At 56.9% G+C, this 16,391-nt stretch carries 13 protein-coding genes and 1 pseudogene; 4 read left to right on the forward strand and 10 right to left on the reverse strand.

The window, feature by feature from the left end; translation table 11 throughout:
- Positions 1-418: 418 nt before the first annotated feature.
- Positions 419-635, forward strand: a pseudogene (locus tag HOP58_RS09240) (FAD-dependent oxidoreductase); the annotation flags it as partial.
- A gap of 342 nt (positions 636-977) precedes the next feature.
- On the opposite strand, the gene HOP58_RS09245 reads toward HOP58_RS09240, so the two are convergent.
- The 7 genes from HOP58_RS09245 to guaB all read right to left on the reverse strand — a co-directional run bounded on the left by HOP58_RS09245 (position 978) and on the right by guaB (position 10,050).
- Complete coding sequence (locus tag HOP58_RS09245) at positions 978-1,397, reverse strand: hypothetical protein (protein ID WP_234260144.1); 420 nt, start codon at positions 1,395-1,397, stop codon at positions 978-980.
- On the reverse strand, positions 1,390-3,495 hold the full coding sequence (locus HOP58_RS09250; RefSeq protein ID WP_234260145.1) for a GNAT family N-acetyltransferase: 2,106 nt from the start codon (positions 3,493-3,495) through the stop codon (positions 1,390-1,392). The genes HOP58_RS09245 and HOP58_RS09250 overlap by 8 nt, the downstream gene beginning before the upstream one ends.
- 242 nt (positions 3,496-3,737) lie before the next feature.
- Positions 3,738-4,292 (reverse strand): hypothetical protein, encoded by a 555-nt coding sequence (locus HOP58_RS09255; RefSeq protein ID WP_234260146.1) that lies wholly within the window; start codon positions 4,290-4,292, stop codon positions 3,738-3,740.
- Positions 4,293-4,395: 103 nt separating this feature from the next.
- The gene (locus tag HOP58_RS09260; RefSeq protein WP_234260147.1) at positions 4,396-4,857 is read right to left on the reverse strand and encodes a hypothetical protein; all 462 of its coding nucleotides are present in this window, start codon (positions 4,855-4,857) and stop codon (positions 4,396-4,398) included.
- Positions 4,858-5,133: 276 nt separating this feature from the next.
- Entirely contained in the window at positions 5,134-6,354 is a 1,221-nt protein-coding gene (locus HOP58_RS09265) for a HEPN-associated N-terminal domain-containing protein (RefSeq protein ID WP_234260148.1), read from the reverse strand.
- 546 nt (positions 6,355-6,900) lie between these two features.
- On the reverse strand, positions 6,901-8,475 hold the full coding sequence (gene guaA / locus HOP58_RS09270) for a glutamine-hydrolyzing GMP synthase (RefSeq protein ID WP_010630033.1): 1,575 nt from the start codon (positions 8,473-8,475) through the stop codon (positions 6,901-6,903).
- Positions 8,476-8,580: 105 nt separating this feature from the next.
- Entirely contained in the window at positions 8,581-10,050 is a 1,470-nt protein-coding gene (guaB, locus tag HOP58_RS09275) for an IMP dehydrogenase (protein WP_234260149.1), read from the reverse strand.
- 233 nt (positions 10,051-10,283) lie between these two features.
- Here guaB and HOP58_RS09280 point away from each other — a divergent pair, with 233 nt between their 5' ends.
- The 3 genes from HOP58_RS09280 to xseA all read left to right on the forward strand — a co-directional run bounded on the left by HOP58_RS09280 (position 10,284) and on the right by xseA (position 12,669).
- On the forward strand, positions 10,284-10,481 hold the full coding sequence (locus HOP58_RS09280; protein WP_010630035.1) for a CsbD family protein: 198 nt from the start codon (positions 10,284-10,286) through the stop codon (positions 10,479-10,481).
- Between the two features lie 71 nt (positions 10,482-10,552).
- Positions 10,553-11,182 carry a PRC-barrel domain-containing protein gene (locus tag HOP58_RS09285; RefSeq protein ID WP_234260150.1) on the forward strand — a complete coding sequence of 210 codons (630 nt, stop codon included), beginning with the start codon at positions 10,553-10,555 and terminating at the stop codon, positions 11,180-11,182.
- 146 nt (positions 11,183-11,328) lie between these two features.
- Positions 11,329-12,669 (forward strand): exodeoxyribonuclease VII large subunit, encoded by a 1,341-nt coding sequence (xseA, locus tag HOP58_RS09290; RefSeq protein ID WP_234260151.1) that lies wholly within the window; start codon positions 11,329-11,331, stop codon positions 12,667-12,669.
- Positions 12,670-12,776: 107 nt separating this feature from the next.
- Here xseA and glrR read toward each other — a convergent pair whose 3' ends face one another.
- The 3 genes from glrR to HOP58_RS09305 all read right to left on the reverse strand — a co-directional run bounded on the left by glrR (position 12,777) and on the right by HOP58_RS09305 (position 16,330).
- Positions 12,777-14,141 carry a two-component system response regulator GlrR gene (glrR, locus tag HOP58_RS09295; protein WP_346657455.1) on the reverse strand — a complete coding sequence of 455 codons (1,365 nt, stop codon included), beginning with the start codon at positions 14,139-14,141 and terminating at the stop codon, positions 12,777-12,779.
- Between the two features lie 84 nt (positions 14,142-14,225).
- Entirely contained in the window at positions 14,226-14,771 is a 546-nt protein-coding gene (locus HOP58_RS09300) for a hypothetical protein (protein ID WP_234260152.1), read from the reverse strand.
- 65 nt (positions 14,772-14,836) lie between these two features.
- Positions 14,837-16,330, reverse strand: coding sequence for a HAMP domain-containing sensor histidine kinase (locus tag HOP58_RS09305; RefSeq protein ID WP_234252462.1), 1,494 nt, complete (start codon positions 16,328-16,330; stop codon positions 14,837-14,839).
- Positions 16,331-16,391 lie beyond the last annotated feature (61 nt).

A 16,391-nucleotide genomic window follows, 5' to 3' on the forward strand; every position in this document is an offset into this window, starting at 1 on the left:
TCCGGAAACTTAGCCTGCCAGAGATCGTGCACCTAAACCCCGAGCGGGACCCAGTGCCACAGGCAGCCGGATTTTAAAGAGCGAGAACTATTTCATGTGCCAACTATGTTGACAGACTCCGATCATCGCGGGCTGTTAGACCATCCCACTGAGGCGCGCGTGCGGGGATTCTAATCTGTCAAACCACTAAGCCGCAACAGTCGCGTTTCCTTATTTGTTACGGCAGCCTGCTTGACCCACCTCATTCATCACATGTAGGCCGCCGTCCCCCCCCCTAATTGTGCGGAGATTGCTTCATGACTGTTCAAAACCCCCGGTTATAGACGCACAGCCTTACGGCGGCCCTGCTGCTTGCTCCCTTCAATATTCTTGCTTCTCTCGGCCTGGACATTTACCTGCCGATCGATCGTTCGCTATGCTGGGCAAGCGCCGCGACAGCCAGCCCTCGAAAGGCGTCCGCCCCTACCTGCCCGACATGAGGTCCCGCCCCCAACAAGGTGGGGCGGTGGCTTGCCTTCGGCCACGGCCACCAGGGCTTCACCCTCGGCCCGGCTACCGGCGAACTGCTCGCCCAGATGATGGATGGCGAAGAACCCGCGGTGGATATGGCACCGTTCCGGGTTGATCGCTTCTGAAGACGGGCCTCTACACCACTACGAAAGCGGGCGCCCTTGAGGCGCCCGTTTTATATAAACTCTCGCATCTGAATTGGCACAGGGAGACACCCACGCCTCCCCCGCGCCACTGAAGTGGCCAACTTCATTCGCCGCAGCCAGAACCAGGCAAGATGATGTGTCCAGCTACGCGCCGAGTAAGGACTATTGCTAATCGACCTGGCCAGCACCGGCAAACACTCTATCGTCGATCTTGAGCGGAGCAAACCAACCCTGCGGCTGCAGGAAATACTAGATGTGCTCGTCTTGATAGGCGCTTGAGGTCATCGTGTGGCGCAAGGGTGCCATTATTGCACATGTAACCTAAGCGTAAAAAGCCGAGTACAGCGCTCTTCTAGGACAAAGTTTTGAAAAGAACTGCGGCGGCTGGAAATTTTTTTCATATTCCCTCATGGTATTTAAGCTAATATCTTTACTTAACGGCCTAACATTCTTTAAGCCTATAGCTGAAACAACGCTTCGCCCTTTTGTATATTCGTCAAATTCTTCTTTTGATATGCATATCTCTTTTCCATACTTGACCCATACTTCCTCTGGAGGCAATGAATCAGTAAACATAATCTCCGCCGAAAGCCTTACTTTTCCAACAGGCAGAGTCACATAAACCCATAGCCTAGACCCAGCCGGCAAAGTTATGCTTCTTGTTCTAAGTTCAACCGTCTTGGCTCCAGATAAAATATTATCAACATGTCTAGGCTTTATAGAGATAATCGCATCACTCATCGAACGCTGCCTCAATCAGAACCTTCAGCTTGGCCATACCTATTTTTTCTGGAGAAGCAAGATTTGCATTGCTGATCACTCCTAATTGTTTAGCCTGCCTGAAGGGAATCCTGCGGTCAAACTCTAAGAAGTTATCAAATGTGAAAACATGAAGCTTGCCCGAACTATCTGTCTGTGCAACCAACTCTTCGTACGACAAAACTCCCTGTCTATCAACTTTTACAATTGCCTCATCAACAGTTATAACATCAGAGTACGTTATACGCGCAAAACCAATTATTTCTTGAATGCTCTTGGACCCCGAAATATAGAAAGCCACGACCCTCCCTTTTTTGAAAAGAGAGGCTTTAGTTTTAGATCGGAAATATGCCTTTTCAAGTAAGAGAACTTTATCATGGCTTGGCAGAAGGGAGAGCTGACTTGTAACGTTTCCGATCAAACCATTAGCGTAGTTTTCACGAATAGGAACGAGAACACACTCTCTCTCATAACTTAATATAAACCTTGGCGAGATCATTGTCTCAAAATCGAACCATGATAAAACCTTGTTCTGGCCAGTAGAGTCAGTAAAGTAAACCCCTGTATGTGAAAGCTCCTTTTTCGAAGGAAATTTGTTTGAAATGGAAAACCCACAAAGCGATTTAATCTCTCTTGCAAATCCAGCCCAGTTATTAGAACACAAAAAAAGACTGCAAATTATTTTACAAAAATACCCTTCTGCCTTAAAAAAACCTTTCCTCAGCAAAGTTTCCTCAGTATGCACCTGTCCCTGACCAATATAAAAGTCCAGCCGATAAGAAAACCCACTTTTATATCTAAGCGCTGTTTCTAAAAAATGATCTATAGCCGCCATAGCTTTAGGGGACGACTCGTCCACATACAAGAAAGCCATTGCTCTTTTTGTTGACTTTATAGGTTTTTGAAAAAAATATACTCCGAACAGATTTCCATCTAGCCTTGCTTCATAAACAGTCCCACCATCCTCAATCGGAGAAGTAGAAAAAAGTTTATCCAAAACGAGCCCGGGAGCTGAAAATTCCTGTAAAAAAGCTCTTACACACGGAGTACCTGTAGAGGCCTCTAAGATGAAATCTGAATTCAGAGGACTAGAGACATCTAACGTATCACCATTATCTAGAATTAGCTCATCAGGAGAGATGATGGAGACATTATAATCTTCCTTAAGAGCGTCGCATGCCCTTAACAAGGCCTTTTCTCGCGTAACAAACCCACCAACTCCAGATAAGACACAATACGCCAGATGAATTAAATCAGACTCATCGTTTTTTACAGCCTTCCTATTTGGCGATCGGTCAGGGAATATGATTTTCCTTAGCGAATCTGCCGTGTTAGTTATATTTCCCTCCGTTTTTAGCTCTGGAAACGCCTCAGCAAGCCTAAGCACAGGGTCTGTGGGAAAATTAACAGACTGTCGCTCTAGCTCACGTTTAAATTCAGGAGTAATACAGATTGAGAACCCACCCTGAAAACCTATACGCATAAGCTTTATTACTTTCTCATAGCCTTGCCTTTGCTTAAAAATATCCAGCAATAAATTTAAATCTAATACATAAACAGGACGAGTCAGGATAGGACGGCTCGGTGTCAGGCCTGAAGGATTGTCAACGATCCCCCCCAACAAGTCATTAGACTCAAGCGAGCATCCTCTTATATTAATTGTACGCTTTTTTGCTTCACTCCCTTTGACTTGCCTATATATGGAAAAACCTAATTTTTCCCAAAAGATATTTGCAGGCAAATCAGACGCCACCCTAGCTGAGATCGTGTGATAGTGATTTTTAGCGGCATATTCTTTTAAAGAATTAATTAAAAGCCTTCCAACTCCGCGCCCCATAACAGATCCGCATACGTATATCTGAAAAACCTTAAGGGTTGGCATGGTGCCGCCAAACATCAAGTATCCCTTAAGATATTTATCTTTATCAACTGCAACCCATAACCTCCCTTTTGACGCCATTTGCTCATATACTGAGGCAGACAAAAAACCAAAGGCATCTTTATTCTTATCTGCAATTGATGAGACTTGGCTAACGTAATTACTAACTTCATCAAATTTCTTCAAAACATCATAACTCATACCCCCCTCCCTGAATAATTTTATAAAGTGCTTTTATATTTATTTCTCGACCACAGAGTCTCACGCTCCGATGGGCCTGTTGGCTCCACCACCGATTTGATCTTGAACTCGGTATTATAGCGTTGCGTTTTCTTCCCCGTGATCATCTCGGGCATCGGTTCTCTCCTGTTGGGGAGTTATCGATGCGTGTCTACTGGAGTGGGGAACTCCACGGTCACCTTCATCCACTTGTTACATCTTGGTTACTTAATTCCAAAGACTGCAACGATAAGGGCAATTGCCACACCGATGAAAACATGCCCCCACCAAGTTTCATGCCACGCGGGGTCGTTGTTAGTTGCATTGCTGATAACTACATCAACAGTCGCATTCTCTGCCACCGTTTCCAAACCAGCCTCTTTGCGCATTTCACGTAAGTTAATCTCTTTTTCAATCTCAGATTTTAGCTCATGAAATTTAACTCTTAACGCTCTATGGTCTGAGATAAACAGAGCACAAACTCCAATTACGACCATTGGAGGAACAATAACTTTATAAAATTCCAAAATGCCTCGACCCTCGAAAGGTACGGCGGGTATTGATTGCCAGAGATTACTGATCGGAAATATCCATGTGGCAGCTATTACCCAGCTCATTGCAGAATTTATACTGAGAGCGAGCCTGACGTCACTTTGATCAGTCCAAAGGTAAAGGCCTTTGACAATGGACATTAAAAAATAGAGAACTGCTAAAAAAATGACCAAATAGGATAAGAGTGACCTCCTTCTCGTTTTCTTCAGTTTTTCCTTTAGCTTCAACTCAAACTCCTATTTTCGATAGAAAATGTAACGCCGCCAACATGCGCGGATTTTTAGTGGTGGCGAAGCCGCAACGGAAAAGCCGTCGCAGTGCTTGGCCTGGTCATGAATTTTTACCTGTGTAAAGAGGACTGGCATTATTATTAGCTGACAGCCACTGCTCAAAACCTTCTATGGTTCGACCACCAATATTCAGAGCAAACTCTACTCCAAAGATTGAAACCACAGAATAGTACTCCAAGCGATCTGTGATGAATATGTCAAACTCATGGAGAAGTTCGTAGGTTTCCGCCCCATCGTCAAAAACAGCGTTCACTGGATGAAGGGTGCGAACTGCAAATGGCCAATCTTCTCCTTTGTTAAATCGCACGTGATTTCTTAGTGCATCAAGCTCAGCTTGATTTACAATTTCCTTATTCCAAGAGCCAACTTCTTTTATCTTATAAACTAAAACTTCTAGTCCGACTTTGCCTAGAAACCTGCCCATCAAGCGTTTGTCTGGAAGATTTAGTCCATCTGAAGGACTCCACACCGGAGTTCGACCGCGTTTTGAGGGAACTCTCATTCCCGCTCTCAGGTGCCGAAAAATAGGAGATTCCAACAAGGGCCTTTCAACCTTTCTTGCAAAGTACTGGTTGCAGGTGTGGCAAACAGCACCCAATGGAAGGACATGTTCAGAATTCCCCATTGACTCAGGGATTATATGCTCACGTGATCGCTCGTTATTTGTGTCTGATTTGCAGAAAATGCAGTGGGTCATTTCAGTATGCATAACGCCCGGCTCACGCGCTGGTTTGGAGCCGCGAAAGCGGCGGAAAATTGGTCTCCGTGCAGCCAATTGTTATGAAATACTTCCTCTGGAAAGGCCTTCAAATGCCCTCCAGTTGGGGAAGGATTTCTTTTCCACCTGAACCATTTCAATTATCGAATCCCAACCTTCTAAAACATTTATTGGGGGAAACACCACCAGATTTATTCCACCAGGATCCAACGTGCTTTTATAGATTACCGCGTCTATTCCCTTGCGGTCTCCAATCTTCAGCACTTGTCCAATATACTCAGAAACGATTTGGGACGGAACATACTCAATATGTTGCTTACCATCCTTGGCAACCGGTTTCGAAATAGCCGCTACAAATTCTTTCATGAAAATTAAGGCATCCCTTTTTAGCTTATTCTCCGTGTCAAAGATCGATGGTGGTTCGGGGATAGAGGTAAAATCGACGGCTACCAATGGTCGAACGATTCGGAAGGTGCCAAAACTTAAAGTCGTGGGTGGCACGCCAATCACTTCGAGTACAGCTGTGCTTGGTCGCAACGCAAAGTACCCATAACTTATCCCTGGGGGGTTCATCCGTCCAGCAGACGCAAGTGAAGGTGGTGGGGGGCCCATTTCCTCAAATGTTTGGAAAGAGTGTTCGGAATCCATTCGACGCACACGATACAAGTCTGTCCCGATAGGCAACTCCTTTAAAAGACCATGATTTTCAATATCTTGCCCTATGATCTTCAATATCTGCTGCGGTGCATAGCCATCTTCATCAATGTAATCTGCGTCGGTTGCATCAGAAAAGAAATAACGTGTCCTGTGCTTGGTTTTCTCCACGAAGGCGTTCCAAGCATAATGACGCCGCTCGTGCTCGTGATTACCTAGCCAATGACCGTCTGCACACCGAACCCAAAAATCGTTGTCGAATGACTGACAAATGTCTTGGAATAAATCGTCATTGCAGAACCAACCGAAACTGAGAAACGCATCCTCAGTGCCTGTGATCAAGTTTTCACCTACCCATTCACCAGAATCTCTCGGCAATCCGGCTGCAGCTGGTTCTGCATAATGCTGAAAAAAAGCACTGGAAACATGGAACATGATCTCTTCGAGTGGTGCGGCTATTGCAACATCTGAAGAATTGCCACAATAGGAGCATTCATTTGCACATGCATTTTTATCAACAATTTCCGCAAGGAATTCGTCAGCCACACAGGCTGAGCAAACGAACGTCTCTGGTGCAAACCAACCGCGCTCCTGAGCCTCGATCCACTCGTCTTTAGCTCGCCCCATAATTCTCCCACTTAGCGATCGTGTCTGAACTTAAAGTATCGGGCTTGCCGAGAAATTCATAACAGGTATTATACCGCCCAGTCTGATATCGGTTGAACACGCATGCACGTTCAACAATGCTATACTGCTCGGCGCGCCATTCCTAACCCATTGAAACTTAAAAATATTAAGAATAATTCGGCTGTGTTGCACCAGACACCGCGCATGGTGCATACCAAGGGTGAACGAGCATGCTGCCTTTGCCGGCATAGCCGCTTAGGGTCGTAAGCAGAACTCTTCACTAAGATAATCCCGGCTAATTGTGATGGTGGAGTTATCGATATAGGTGCTTTTATTTTCTAAGCACGCTACCGCCCGGGGATAACATCCTTTCCCTGCGACAGCCCTGTCTGCGTTGTACTACCTGTTCTATCGGCGGTCGTCTCGGCGACCTTAACCTGAGTAAACAAAACCCTGTAACGAATTGCAAAGAAAAAGGGCTTACCAAATGGTAAGCCCTTGATCCCGGTCAGCCTAGCCGCGTCAGGCGTTCTGCCTAGGCGTGCCTCACTCCCACTCGATCGTCGCGGGAGGCTTGCTGCTCACGTCATACGTTACGCGGGAGACGCCGCGGATCTCGTTGATGATGCGGTTGGAGACTTTCTCCAGCAGCTCATACGGCAGGTGGGCCCAGCGTGCGGTCATGAAGTCGATGGTTTCCACGGCGCGCAGGGCGATGACCCATTCGTAGCGGCGGCCGTCGCCGACCACGCCTACTGATTTGACCGGCAGGAACACGGCGAAGGCCTGGCTGGTCTTGTGGTACCAGTCGGCGTTGTGCAGTTCCTCGATGAAGATGGCGTCGGCTTCGCGCAGGATGTCGGCGTACTCCTTCTTCACTTCGCCGAGAATGCGCACGCCCAGGCCCGGCCCCGGGAAGGGGTGGCGGTACACCATGTCGTAGGGCAGGCCGAGTTCCAGGCCGAGCTTGCGCACTTCGTCCTTGAACAGTTCGCGCAGCGGTTCGACCAGCTGCAGCTTCATGGTCTCGGGCAGGCCGCCGACGTTGTGGTGCGACTTGATCACGTGGGCCTTGCCGGTCTTGCTGGCGGCGGATTCGATCACGTCGGGGTAGATGGTGCCCTGGGCCAGGAAGTCGACACCTTCGATCTTGCTGGCCTCTTCATCGAACACGTCGATGAAGGTGTTGCCGATGATCTTGCGCTTGGCTTCCGGGTCGTTCTCGCCTTTGAGCTTGGAGAGGAACAGCTCTTCCGCGTCTACGCGGATCACCTTCACGCCCATGTGGCGGGCGAAGGTTTCCATCACCTGGTCGCCTTCGTTCTTGCGCAGCAGGCCGTTATCCACGAATACGCAGGTGAGCTGGTCGCCGATGGCTTTGTGCAGCAGCGCCGCCACTACCGAGGAGTCCACGCCGCCGGAGAGGCCGAGCAGCACGTGGCGGTCGCCCACCTGGTCGCGCACGCGAGCGATCTGGTCTTCGATGATGCGCGCCGGGGTCCACAGCTTCTCGGAACCGCACACGCCAACCACGAAGTGCTCGAGGATGCGCTGGCCTTGCAGGGTGTGGGTCACCTCGGGGTGGAACTGCACGGCGTAGAAACGCTTCTCGGGCCAGGTCATGGCGGCCACGGGGCAACTGGGGGTGGAGGCGGTCACGGTGAACTGTTCAGGGGCGCGGGCCACCTTGTCGCCATGGCTCATCCACACATCGAGCAGTGCCTTGCCGTCGTGGTCCACGTGGTCCTTGATGTCGCGGAACAGGTCGTCGTCGCTGTCGATCTTGACCTGGGCGTAGCCGAATTCCTGCTTGTCGGAGCCTTCCACGGCGCCGCCGAGCTGCACCGCCATGGTCTGCATGCCGTAGCAGATACCCAGCACCGGCAGGCCCATCTCGAACACGCACTGCGGCGCACGGGGCGAGCCGGAGGCCACAGTGGATTCCGGACCGCCGGAGAGGATGATGCCGTTGGGGGCGTATTCGCGGATCTCTTCCTCGGTGATGTCGTAGGCACGCACTTCGGAGTACACACCGATCTCGCGCACGCGGCGGGCGATCAGCTGGGTGTACTGGGAGCCGAAGTCGAGGATGAGGATCTTGTGTGCGTGAATGTCGGTCATCTGGGCGTCTCTACTGGCAGCGTATGGCGGCGGGCCAAGGGCAAGGCGTCTGAAAAGCGTGCGGCGGGATGATACCCGCCGCGTTTGTTTCTTACGAGCTGGCGGTTAACCGGCTCGGTAGTTCGGCGCTTCTTTCGTAATCTGCACGTCATGCACGTGCGATTCGGCGAAACCGGCGCCGGTGATCTGCACGAACTCCGGCTTGGTGCGCATCTCCTGGATGTTGCTGCAGCCGGTGTAGCCCATGGAGGCGCGCAGGCCGCCCATCAGCTGGTGCACGATGGCGCTCATCACACCCTTGTAGGGCACGCGGCCTTCGATGCCTTCCGGCACCAGCTTCTCGGCACCGGCGTCCTTGTCCTGGAAGTAGCGGTCGGCGCTGCCCTGGCTCTGGGCCATGGCGCCCATGGAGCCCATGCCGCGGTAGGCCTTGTAGGTACGGCCCTGGAACAGCTCTACCTCACCCGGGGCTTCTTCGGTACCGGCCAGCAGGCCGCCCACCATGATCGCGCTGGCGCCGGCGGCAATGGCCTTGGCCAGGTCGCCGGAGTAGCGTACGCCGCCGTCGGCGATCAGCGGGATGTCGTACTCCTTGAGCGCTTCGGCCACGTTGGAAACCGCGGTGATCTGCGGTACGCCCACGCCTGCCACTACGCGGGTGGTGCAGATGGAGCCGGGGCCGATGCCCACCTTGACCCCATCGGCGCCGGCTTCGGCCAGGGCACGAGCAGCGGCGGCGGTGGCGATGTTGCCGCCGATCACCTGGATCTGCGGGAAGTGCTCCTTGACCCAGGCCACGCGGTCGATCACGCCCTTGGAGTGGCCGTGGGCAGTGTCGACGATGATCACGTCGACCCCGGCTTCCACCAGCGCGGCGACGCGATCGGGAGTTTCCGGGCCGGTGCCCACGGCGGCGCCCACCAGCAGACGGCCGTCGGCGTCCTTGGCGGCGCTGGGGAAGGTGCGTGCCTTCTCGATGTCCTGGAAGGTGACTAGGCCGCGCAGGTGGAAGGCGTCGTCCACCACCAGCATCTTCTCGACCCGGTGCTCCTGCATCTTGGCCTTGATCACGTCGAGACCGGTGTTCTCGGACACCGTCACCAGCCGCTCGCGCGGGGTCATGATGTCGGAAACGCTGTCGCCGTGGTTGGGCTGGAAGCGCATGTCGCGCTCGGTCACGATCCCCACCAGGGTTTCACCCTCTACCACCGGGAAGCCGGAGAAGCCGTATTCCTGCGCCATGGTCAGCAGGTCTTCGAGCTTGGCCTTGGGCCCGACGGTGACCGGGTCCTTGACGATCACGCTCTCGTGCTTCTTGACCTTGCGCACCTCGGCAGCCTGAGCGGTAACGCTCATGTTCTTGTGGATGATGCCGATGCCGCCTTCCTGAGCCATGGCGATGGCCAGGCGGGCTTCGGTCACGGTATCCATGGCGGCGGAGACGAGGGGGATGTTCAGGTAGAGGTCGCGAGTCAGGCGGGTCCGCAGGCTGACGTCCTTGGGCAGGACTTCCGAGTAGCCGGGTACGAGTAATACGTCGTCGAACGTAAGAGCTTCTTGGGCCATACGTAGCATAGTCGGCAACACCCAGTGCTGGTGGGGGAGTGGGGAAAAGTTAATCGACCATTATAGCGCCCGGGCCAAGGCACGGGCAATGCGGGTCGGGGTTTCGGCAGGGCTGCCGCCCATCGCCCTTTCCTAATTACTCTTCGAAACAGTCCGAAACCTAATCTGACTTACAGCGGCAAGAACGTGATCTAGTTTGAGAAGTGCACGACGGGTCCACTCAAGGAAAGGAGTGACGGAAAATGAACTGGGATCAGATCGAAGGCAAGTGGAAAGAAATGAAAGGTAAGGCCCGCACCAGTTGGGGTGAGCTTACCGACGATGAGCTGGATCAGGTCGGCGGCAAGAAGGATGAACTGATCGGCAAGATCCAGCATCGATATGGCCTGGAGCGCGAGGAAGCGGAACGCCAGGTCGACGACTGGGCCAACAAGCTCTGAGCCAAGCTCAAGCCTTTACCCAGCGAAGCAAAGCAAATCCAAGGTCTAAGGACAGGTCAAGGAGAGTGAAAATGCAGAAGCGTGCACTGACTATCGCAGTAGCGGCCATCGCCGGTGGCCTCGCCTTCGGAAACCAAGCCGTTGCACAGGACGACCCGCAAGCGGCGCAGGGCCTCTATTCCGCCAATGACATCATCGGCGCCGACGTCTACCACGCCGACGACACCGACGAGGAAGTCGGCAACGTCGAGAACATCCTGCTGGATGACGAAGGTCAGGTCAGCGCTCTGATCGTCAACGCCGGCGGCCTGTGGGGCATGGGCGGTGACGACGTGGTGGTCGGTATCGAGCACTTCACCATGGAAACCGACCGCAACGACGACGGTATCTTCGGTCAGGATCAGGTGACTCACCGCATTCTGGTCGACGCCAGCGAAGATGAGCTCGAGAACTTCCCCGAGTATGACGAGCAGTGGTTCGGCGACGAGCAGGATCGTCGGGCTCAAGAGCGTGGCGATCAGGATGGCGTATGGCAGACCACCGGTACGACCGGCACCGGCGCCGTGGGCGACGATGGCGACACCGCCTTCCGTGACGGTGAAGCCGACGGCGACACCGTGGGTGCCACCGATGGCGTGAATGACAACGGCGACGACGATGCCGAATACACCGACGAGGATGTCGTCGACGATTTCGATTGATACGTCGCTGTTCGAACGAAGTACCCCTCCCATGACGCTACTTGCGCCGGGCTCGCCCCGGCGCTTTTTCGTGCCCGCCACCATGCCAGCGCGGTTTCGCCATGCTAGCCTTGGTGGCTCATTGATTGGCTCAGGAACGCCGGCCCATGCCCCCGCCTACCGATAGCGCCCTTTCCGTCACCGAAGTGAACCGACGCGCTCGCGCACTGCTCGAGCAGGGTATCGGTGAGGTGTGGGTCGAGGGCGAGCTTTCCGGGGTCTCGCGCCCGGCCTCGGGGCATGTTTACTTCACCCTCAAGGACAGCTCGGCCCAGCTGCGCTGCGCGCTGTTCCGCAACCGCGCCCGCTTCGTCGCCGCCCCCATGCGCGACGGAGACCGGGTGCGGGTGCGCGGTCGGGTGTCGCTGTTCGAGCCCCGTGGCGACTATCAGCTGATCGCCGAGGCGGTGCAGCAGGCCGGCGAAGGCGAGCTGTTGCTGGCGTTGGAGCGGCTCAAGCAGCGTTTGGCCGCCGAAGGGGTGTTCGCCAATGCCCGCCCCCTGCCCTGCCCGCCGCGGCATCTGCTGGTGCTGACCTCGCCCACCGGCGCCGCCATCCGCGACGTGCTGGCGGTGCTCCAGGCGCGCTGGCCGCAGGCCAAGGTCACCTTGATTGCGGTGCCGGTACAGGGCCGCGAGGCGGCGCCGGCGCTGATCGCCGCTCTGGGGCTACTCAATCGCCAACAGGCGCTCGACCCGAACCAGGACGTGATCCTGATCACCCGTGGCGGCGGCAGTCTGGAAGACCTGTGGGCGTTCAACGACGAGCATCTGGCGCGGGCGATCTTCCATTCGCGTCTACCGGTGATGTCGGCGGTGGGCCACGAGGTCGACACCACCCTCTCGGATCTGGCCGCCGACGTGCGCGCGCCGACCCCTTCCGCCGCCGCCGAGATGCTGGTGCCGGACCGCCGTGAGCTGGCACGCCGCCTGACCGGGCTGGAGCGCCAGCTGCAGCGCGCCATGCAGGCTCGACTGGAGCGGGAAGGCCAGCGCCTCGATCATCTGCGCGCCCGTCTGCGCCACCCCGGCGAGGTGCTGGGCCAGAAGCGGCGCACGTTGATGGAGCTGGATGCCCGCCTGCGGCGTGCGTTGCAGGTTCGCCTGGCCACCGAGCGGCGCCAGTTGGCCCATCTGCAACGACGGCTCAGCGCCTGCCACCCTCAGCGTGAGTTGGCACGCGGCGAGCAGCGCCTGAGCCGTGCCCAGGCCCGCCTGGAACAGGCCATGCAGCGGGAAGTGGCACGCCAGCGCGAGCGTCTGGTCGGCCTGGCGCGTCAGCTGCAGGCGGTGAGCCCGCTGGCGGTGCTGGGGCGCGGCTACGCCATCCTGCAGGACGAACAGGGCCAGGTGGTGCGGCGGGCAGACGATACCCAGCCCGGCCAGGCGCTGACCGCAAGACTGGGCGAAGGACGCTTGCAGGTGGAAGTGAAGCGGCGTCTGAAGTGACGAAAAAAGCTGAAGAAAAAAGCTGACGAAAGCAGACGAAAGCGCCCGACGCGGCAGGCGTCGGGCGCTTTCTTTACAACTAACGAAGTCAGGCAACAAGACCGGCTTCACTCGGGCTTGAAGGTACTCGGTTCGAGCTCGTGGCGTGCCAGCAGCTTGTAGAAGTCGGTGCGGTTGCGCCCGGCGATGCGTGCCGCCTGGGTCACGTTGCCCTCGGTGATCTTGAGTACCTTGACTAGGTAGCTGCGCTCGAACCCGGCGCGGGCGTCATTGAAGGTCGGCAGCGCGCTGTCTTCGGCGGCCAGCGCCTGGGCCACCAGGGCCTCGGGAATCATCGGTGAGCGGGTCAGCGCCACGCACTGCTCCACCACGTTGACCAGCTGACGCACGTTGCCCGGCCAAGCGCTGGTGGCCAGCAGGTTGAGCGCTTCCGGCGAAAACCCTTTGACGAACGGCTTGTGCCGCTCTGCCGCCTGGGCCACCAGATGCCGCGCCAGCAGCGGCACGTCTTCGGCGCGATCCTTCAGCGCCGGCAGCTTGAGGTTGACCACGTTGAGGCGATAGAAGAAGTCCTCGCGGAACTCGCCCTGATGCATGGCCTGGCTCAGGTCGCGGTGGGTGGCGGAGAGAATGCGCACGTTGACCGGGATCGACTGGGTCGAGCCCAGCGGGCGGATCTGGCGTTCCTGCAGCGCGCGCAGCAGTTTGACCTGCAGCGGCAGCGGCATGTCGCCGATCTCGTCGAGGAACAGGGTGCCACCCTCAGCGGCCTGGAACAGGCCCTTGTGATCGCTCACCGCGCCGGTGAAGGCGCCCTTGGCATGGCCGAACAGCTCGCTTTCCAGCAGCTGCTCGGGCAGCGCGCCGCAGTTGATCGCCACGAACGGCTTGCTGGCCCGCGGGCTGGCGTCGTGAATGGCTCGCGCCAGCAGCTCCTTGCCCGAACCGGAAGGACCGGTGATCAGCACGCTGACGTCGGAAGAGGCCACCATGCGCGCCTGCTCCAGCACCCGCTCCATCTCCGGGCTGCGGGTGATGATGCTGGCACGCCAGGCGTCGCTCTCGGCGCTGCTGCCGGCCGGGGTGTGAGCCAGGGCCTCGTCGATGGCGCTGAACAGCTGGTCGCGGTCCACCGGCTTGGTCAGGAAGCTGAACACTCCCTGCTGAGTGGCGTTCACAGCGTCGGGGATGGAGCCGTGGGCGGTCAGGATGATCACCGGCAGGCCCGGCACCTCACGCTGGATCGCCTGGAACAGCGCCATGCCGTCCATCTCGTCCATGCGCAGGTCGGAGAGCACGATGTCGGGGCGCTCGGCTTCCAGCTTGCGCAGCGCCTCGGGGCCGCTCTCCGCCGTGGTGACCCGATAGCCACGGCTCTCCAGGCGCATCCCCAGCAGACGCAACAGGCTAACGTCGTCATCGACCAGCAGAACGTGGGCAGCGGCTGACTTCGCACCCGAAGTACGTGCCACTGACCTGCGAGCCTCACTCTTGCGTGTATCGGACAATCGAGCCGCTTCCATCACGTCTGTTCTCCCTTATCGCCCAAAAAGCGCTCAGGGCGATTGTTGTCTCAAGTTCATGTTCTGCTCGATGGCAGTCAGCGCCTCGAGCTTCTCGGAGAGCTCGGCATTCTCGCGCTGCAGGCTCGTCAGTTGCCCCCGGGCGTTGTCCCTGTGGCCGGCCAGCGAACGTCGACCCTCGAGCTCGTTGCGCCAGTAGCGCAGCAACGGTTGCAGATCTTCCGGTGCAGCGGCGGTGTACTCCTGATAGATCGTTGCCGCCTCGCGCCACTCGCGCTCGCTGCCCCAGGCCAGGGCCACGGCACGCGCCAGCTCACGTTCGGCCTCGCTCCTGCCGGCAGCGGATTCGATCTCCGTGACGGCCTGATTGCGCCATTCGTTGTCGCCCCGCTGCGAGGCCAGGCCGAAGGCCACCCAGTTGGGCAGCAGGCAGGCCTCGTCGGCAAAGGTGGGCTGTAAAGAGCATTCCGCGGCTTCCGGCGTCTCTTCCGGCTCCGTACCCAGCATGGCGTGCTCAGGCAGCAGTTCGCAGCCGCTCAGCAGGGCCGCCACGCCACCCGCTATGAGCACCTTGCTCATGTATCCGATTGCACTTATGCGTCTGGTTTCAGTCGTTGGCACTCTTACATCGAATGCTTCACCCTTCATCGTTCCTCGCTCCTTGCGTTTATGCCCATTGCTACGGGCTCCGTTTTTTCTTGTGTCAGGGGTATTGCCTGCCACGGCAGTGTCAGGCGGAAACATACGTCAAACTCACGGTCCTCGACCAGTGCCAGACCACCGCTCTGGATGCGCGCGCAATCAGCCGCCACCGAGAGCCCGATCCCGGAGCCCTTGAGCGGCCCCTTGCGCCGCGAGCGCCCTTGATAGAAGGGCTCGAACAGCAGCGGCCGGTCCTGCTCGCAAATCGGCTCGCCGGTGTTGGCCACGTCGAGGAACAGATGGTCGCGCCCGGCATGGGCCCGGATCATCAGGTCGCCGCCATCCTCGCCGTAGGCGATGGCGTTGGAGACCAGATTGTCGAGAATACGGCCCACGGCGGTGCGGTCCACCACCCACTCCATGGGGCCATCGAAAGCGGTCACCCGCATGCCCTTGTGTTCCAGTGCCAGGCGATGCTTGGACAGCACGGTCTTGACCAATGTGGCCAGATCCACCCGTTCGAGGGTGACGCGCTGGTTGTGCTGCAGCAGGTTGTAGTCGAGCAGTTGCTCTATCAGCCGCTGCAGTTCGCTGCCGCTGGCATCGATCAGGGTCAGAATCTCGCGCTGGCGCGGGGTGATCTCGCCCGCCACGCCGTCGGCCAGCAGCGCCGAACCTTCGCGCACGCTGGCCAGCGGTGTCTTGAGCTCATGGGACATGTGGCGCAGGAACTGCTGCTTCTGCGCCTCGAGATCGCTGAGCCGGGTCGACAGCCAGTCGAGCCTGTCGCCGAGCTGAACCAGCTCGGCCGGACCCTGGATGGTGTCGCGGTCATTGGTTTCCACGCCACTGCCGATACTGAGAATGCGACGCTCGAGCTGGCGCACCGGACGAATGATCAGCCAGCTGAACACCAGGATCAGCAGCAGGCTGGCGGACACCAGCGCCGTGGTCTGCAACCACAGGCGCGACTGCACGGCCTCGGCCCGGGCGCTGATCATCTCGATGCTGGCATCGATCTGCTGGCTGGTGGCTCGACGCATCGCCTCGGTGTGTTCGGCGAAGGGCACGAACAGCGCCAGCCATACCTCCAGCGCCTCGGGTTCCAACTCGGGCAGTTGGGAGAGCAGCAACAACTGCTCTTCCAGTGCCAAGACATCGGAATCGCCGGGCAGGAAGCGACGCTGCTGGGCCAGCAGTTCGGTGAACTCGGCATGGCGCTCGGCATAGAGTTCGAGCAGGCTCTCCTGCTCCAGTACCGCATACTGGCGGGCACTGCGCTCCATTTCCACGGCGAGGTTGCTCAGCACGCGGGCACGACGGCTCTCTTCGACGGCCTGACGAGCGCTCACGTCGGCCAGGTGAGAGAGTTCGGAAAGTGCCTGACCGGCCTGATACATCAGCACTCCCAGCGGTAGCATTACCACCAGAAATGCCAGCAGCACGAGCTGCAGCAATGAGCGAGGACGCCAGCGGCGCGAGACCCGTTTGGTCATGACCAATGTTCTATTCAGGAGAGGGTAAGAAACCACCATGGTACGTTCCTGAAGAGGATAA

Source organism: Halomonas sp. MCCC 1A11062 (assembly GCF_021404355.1).
GTDB classification, from domain to species: Bacteria; Pseudomonadota; Gammaproteobacteria; order Pseudomonadales; family Halomonadaceae; genus Halomonas; species Halomonas aerodenitrificans.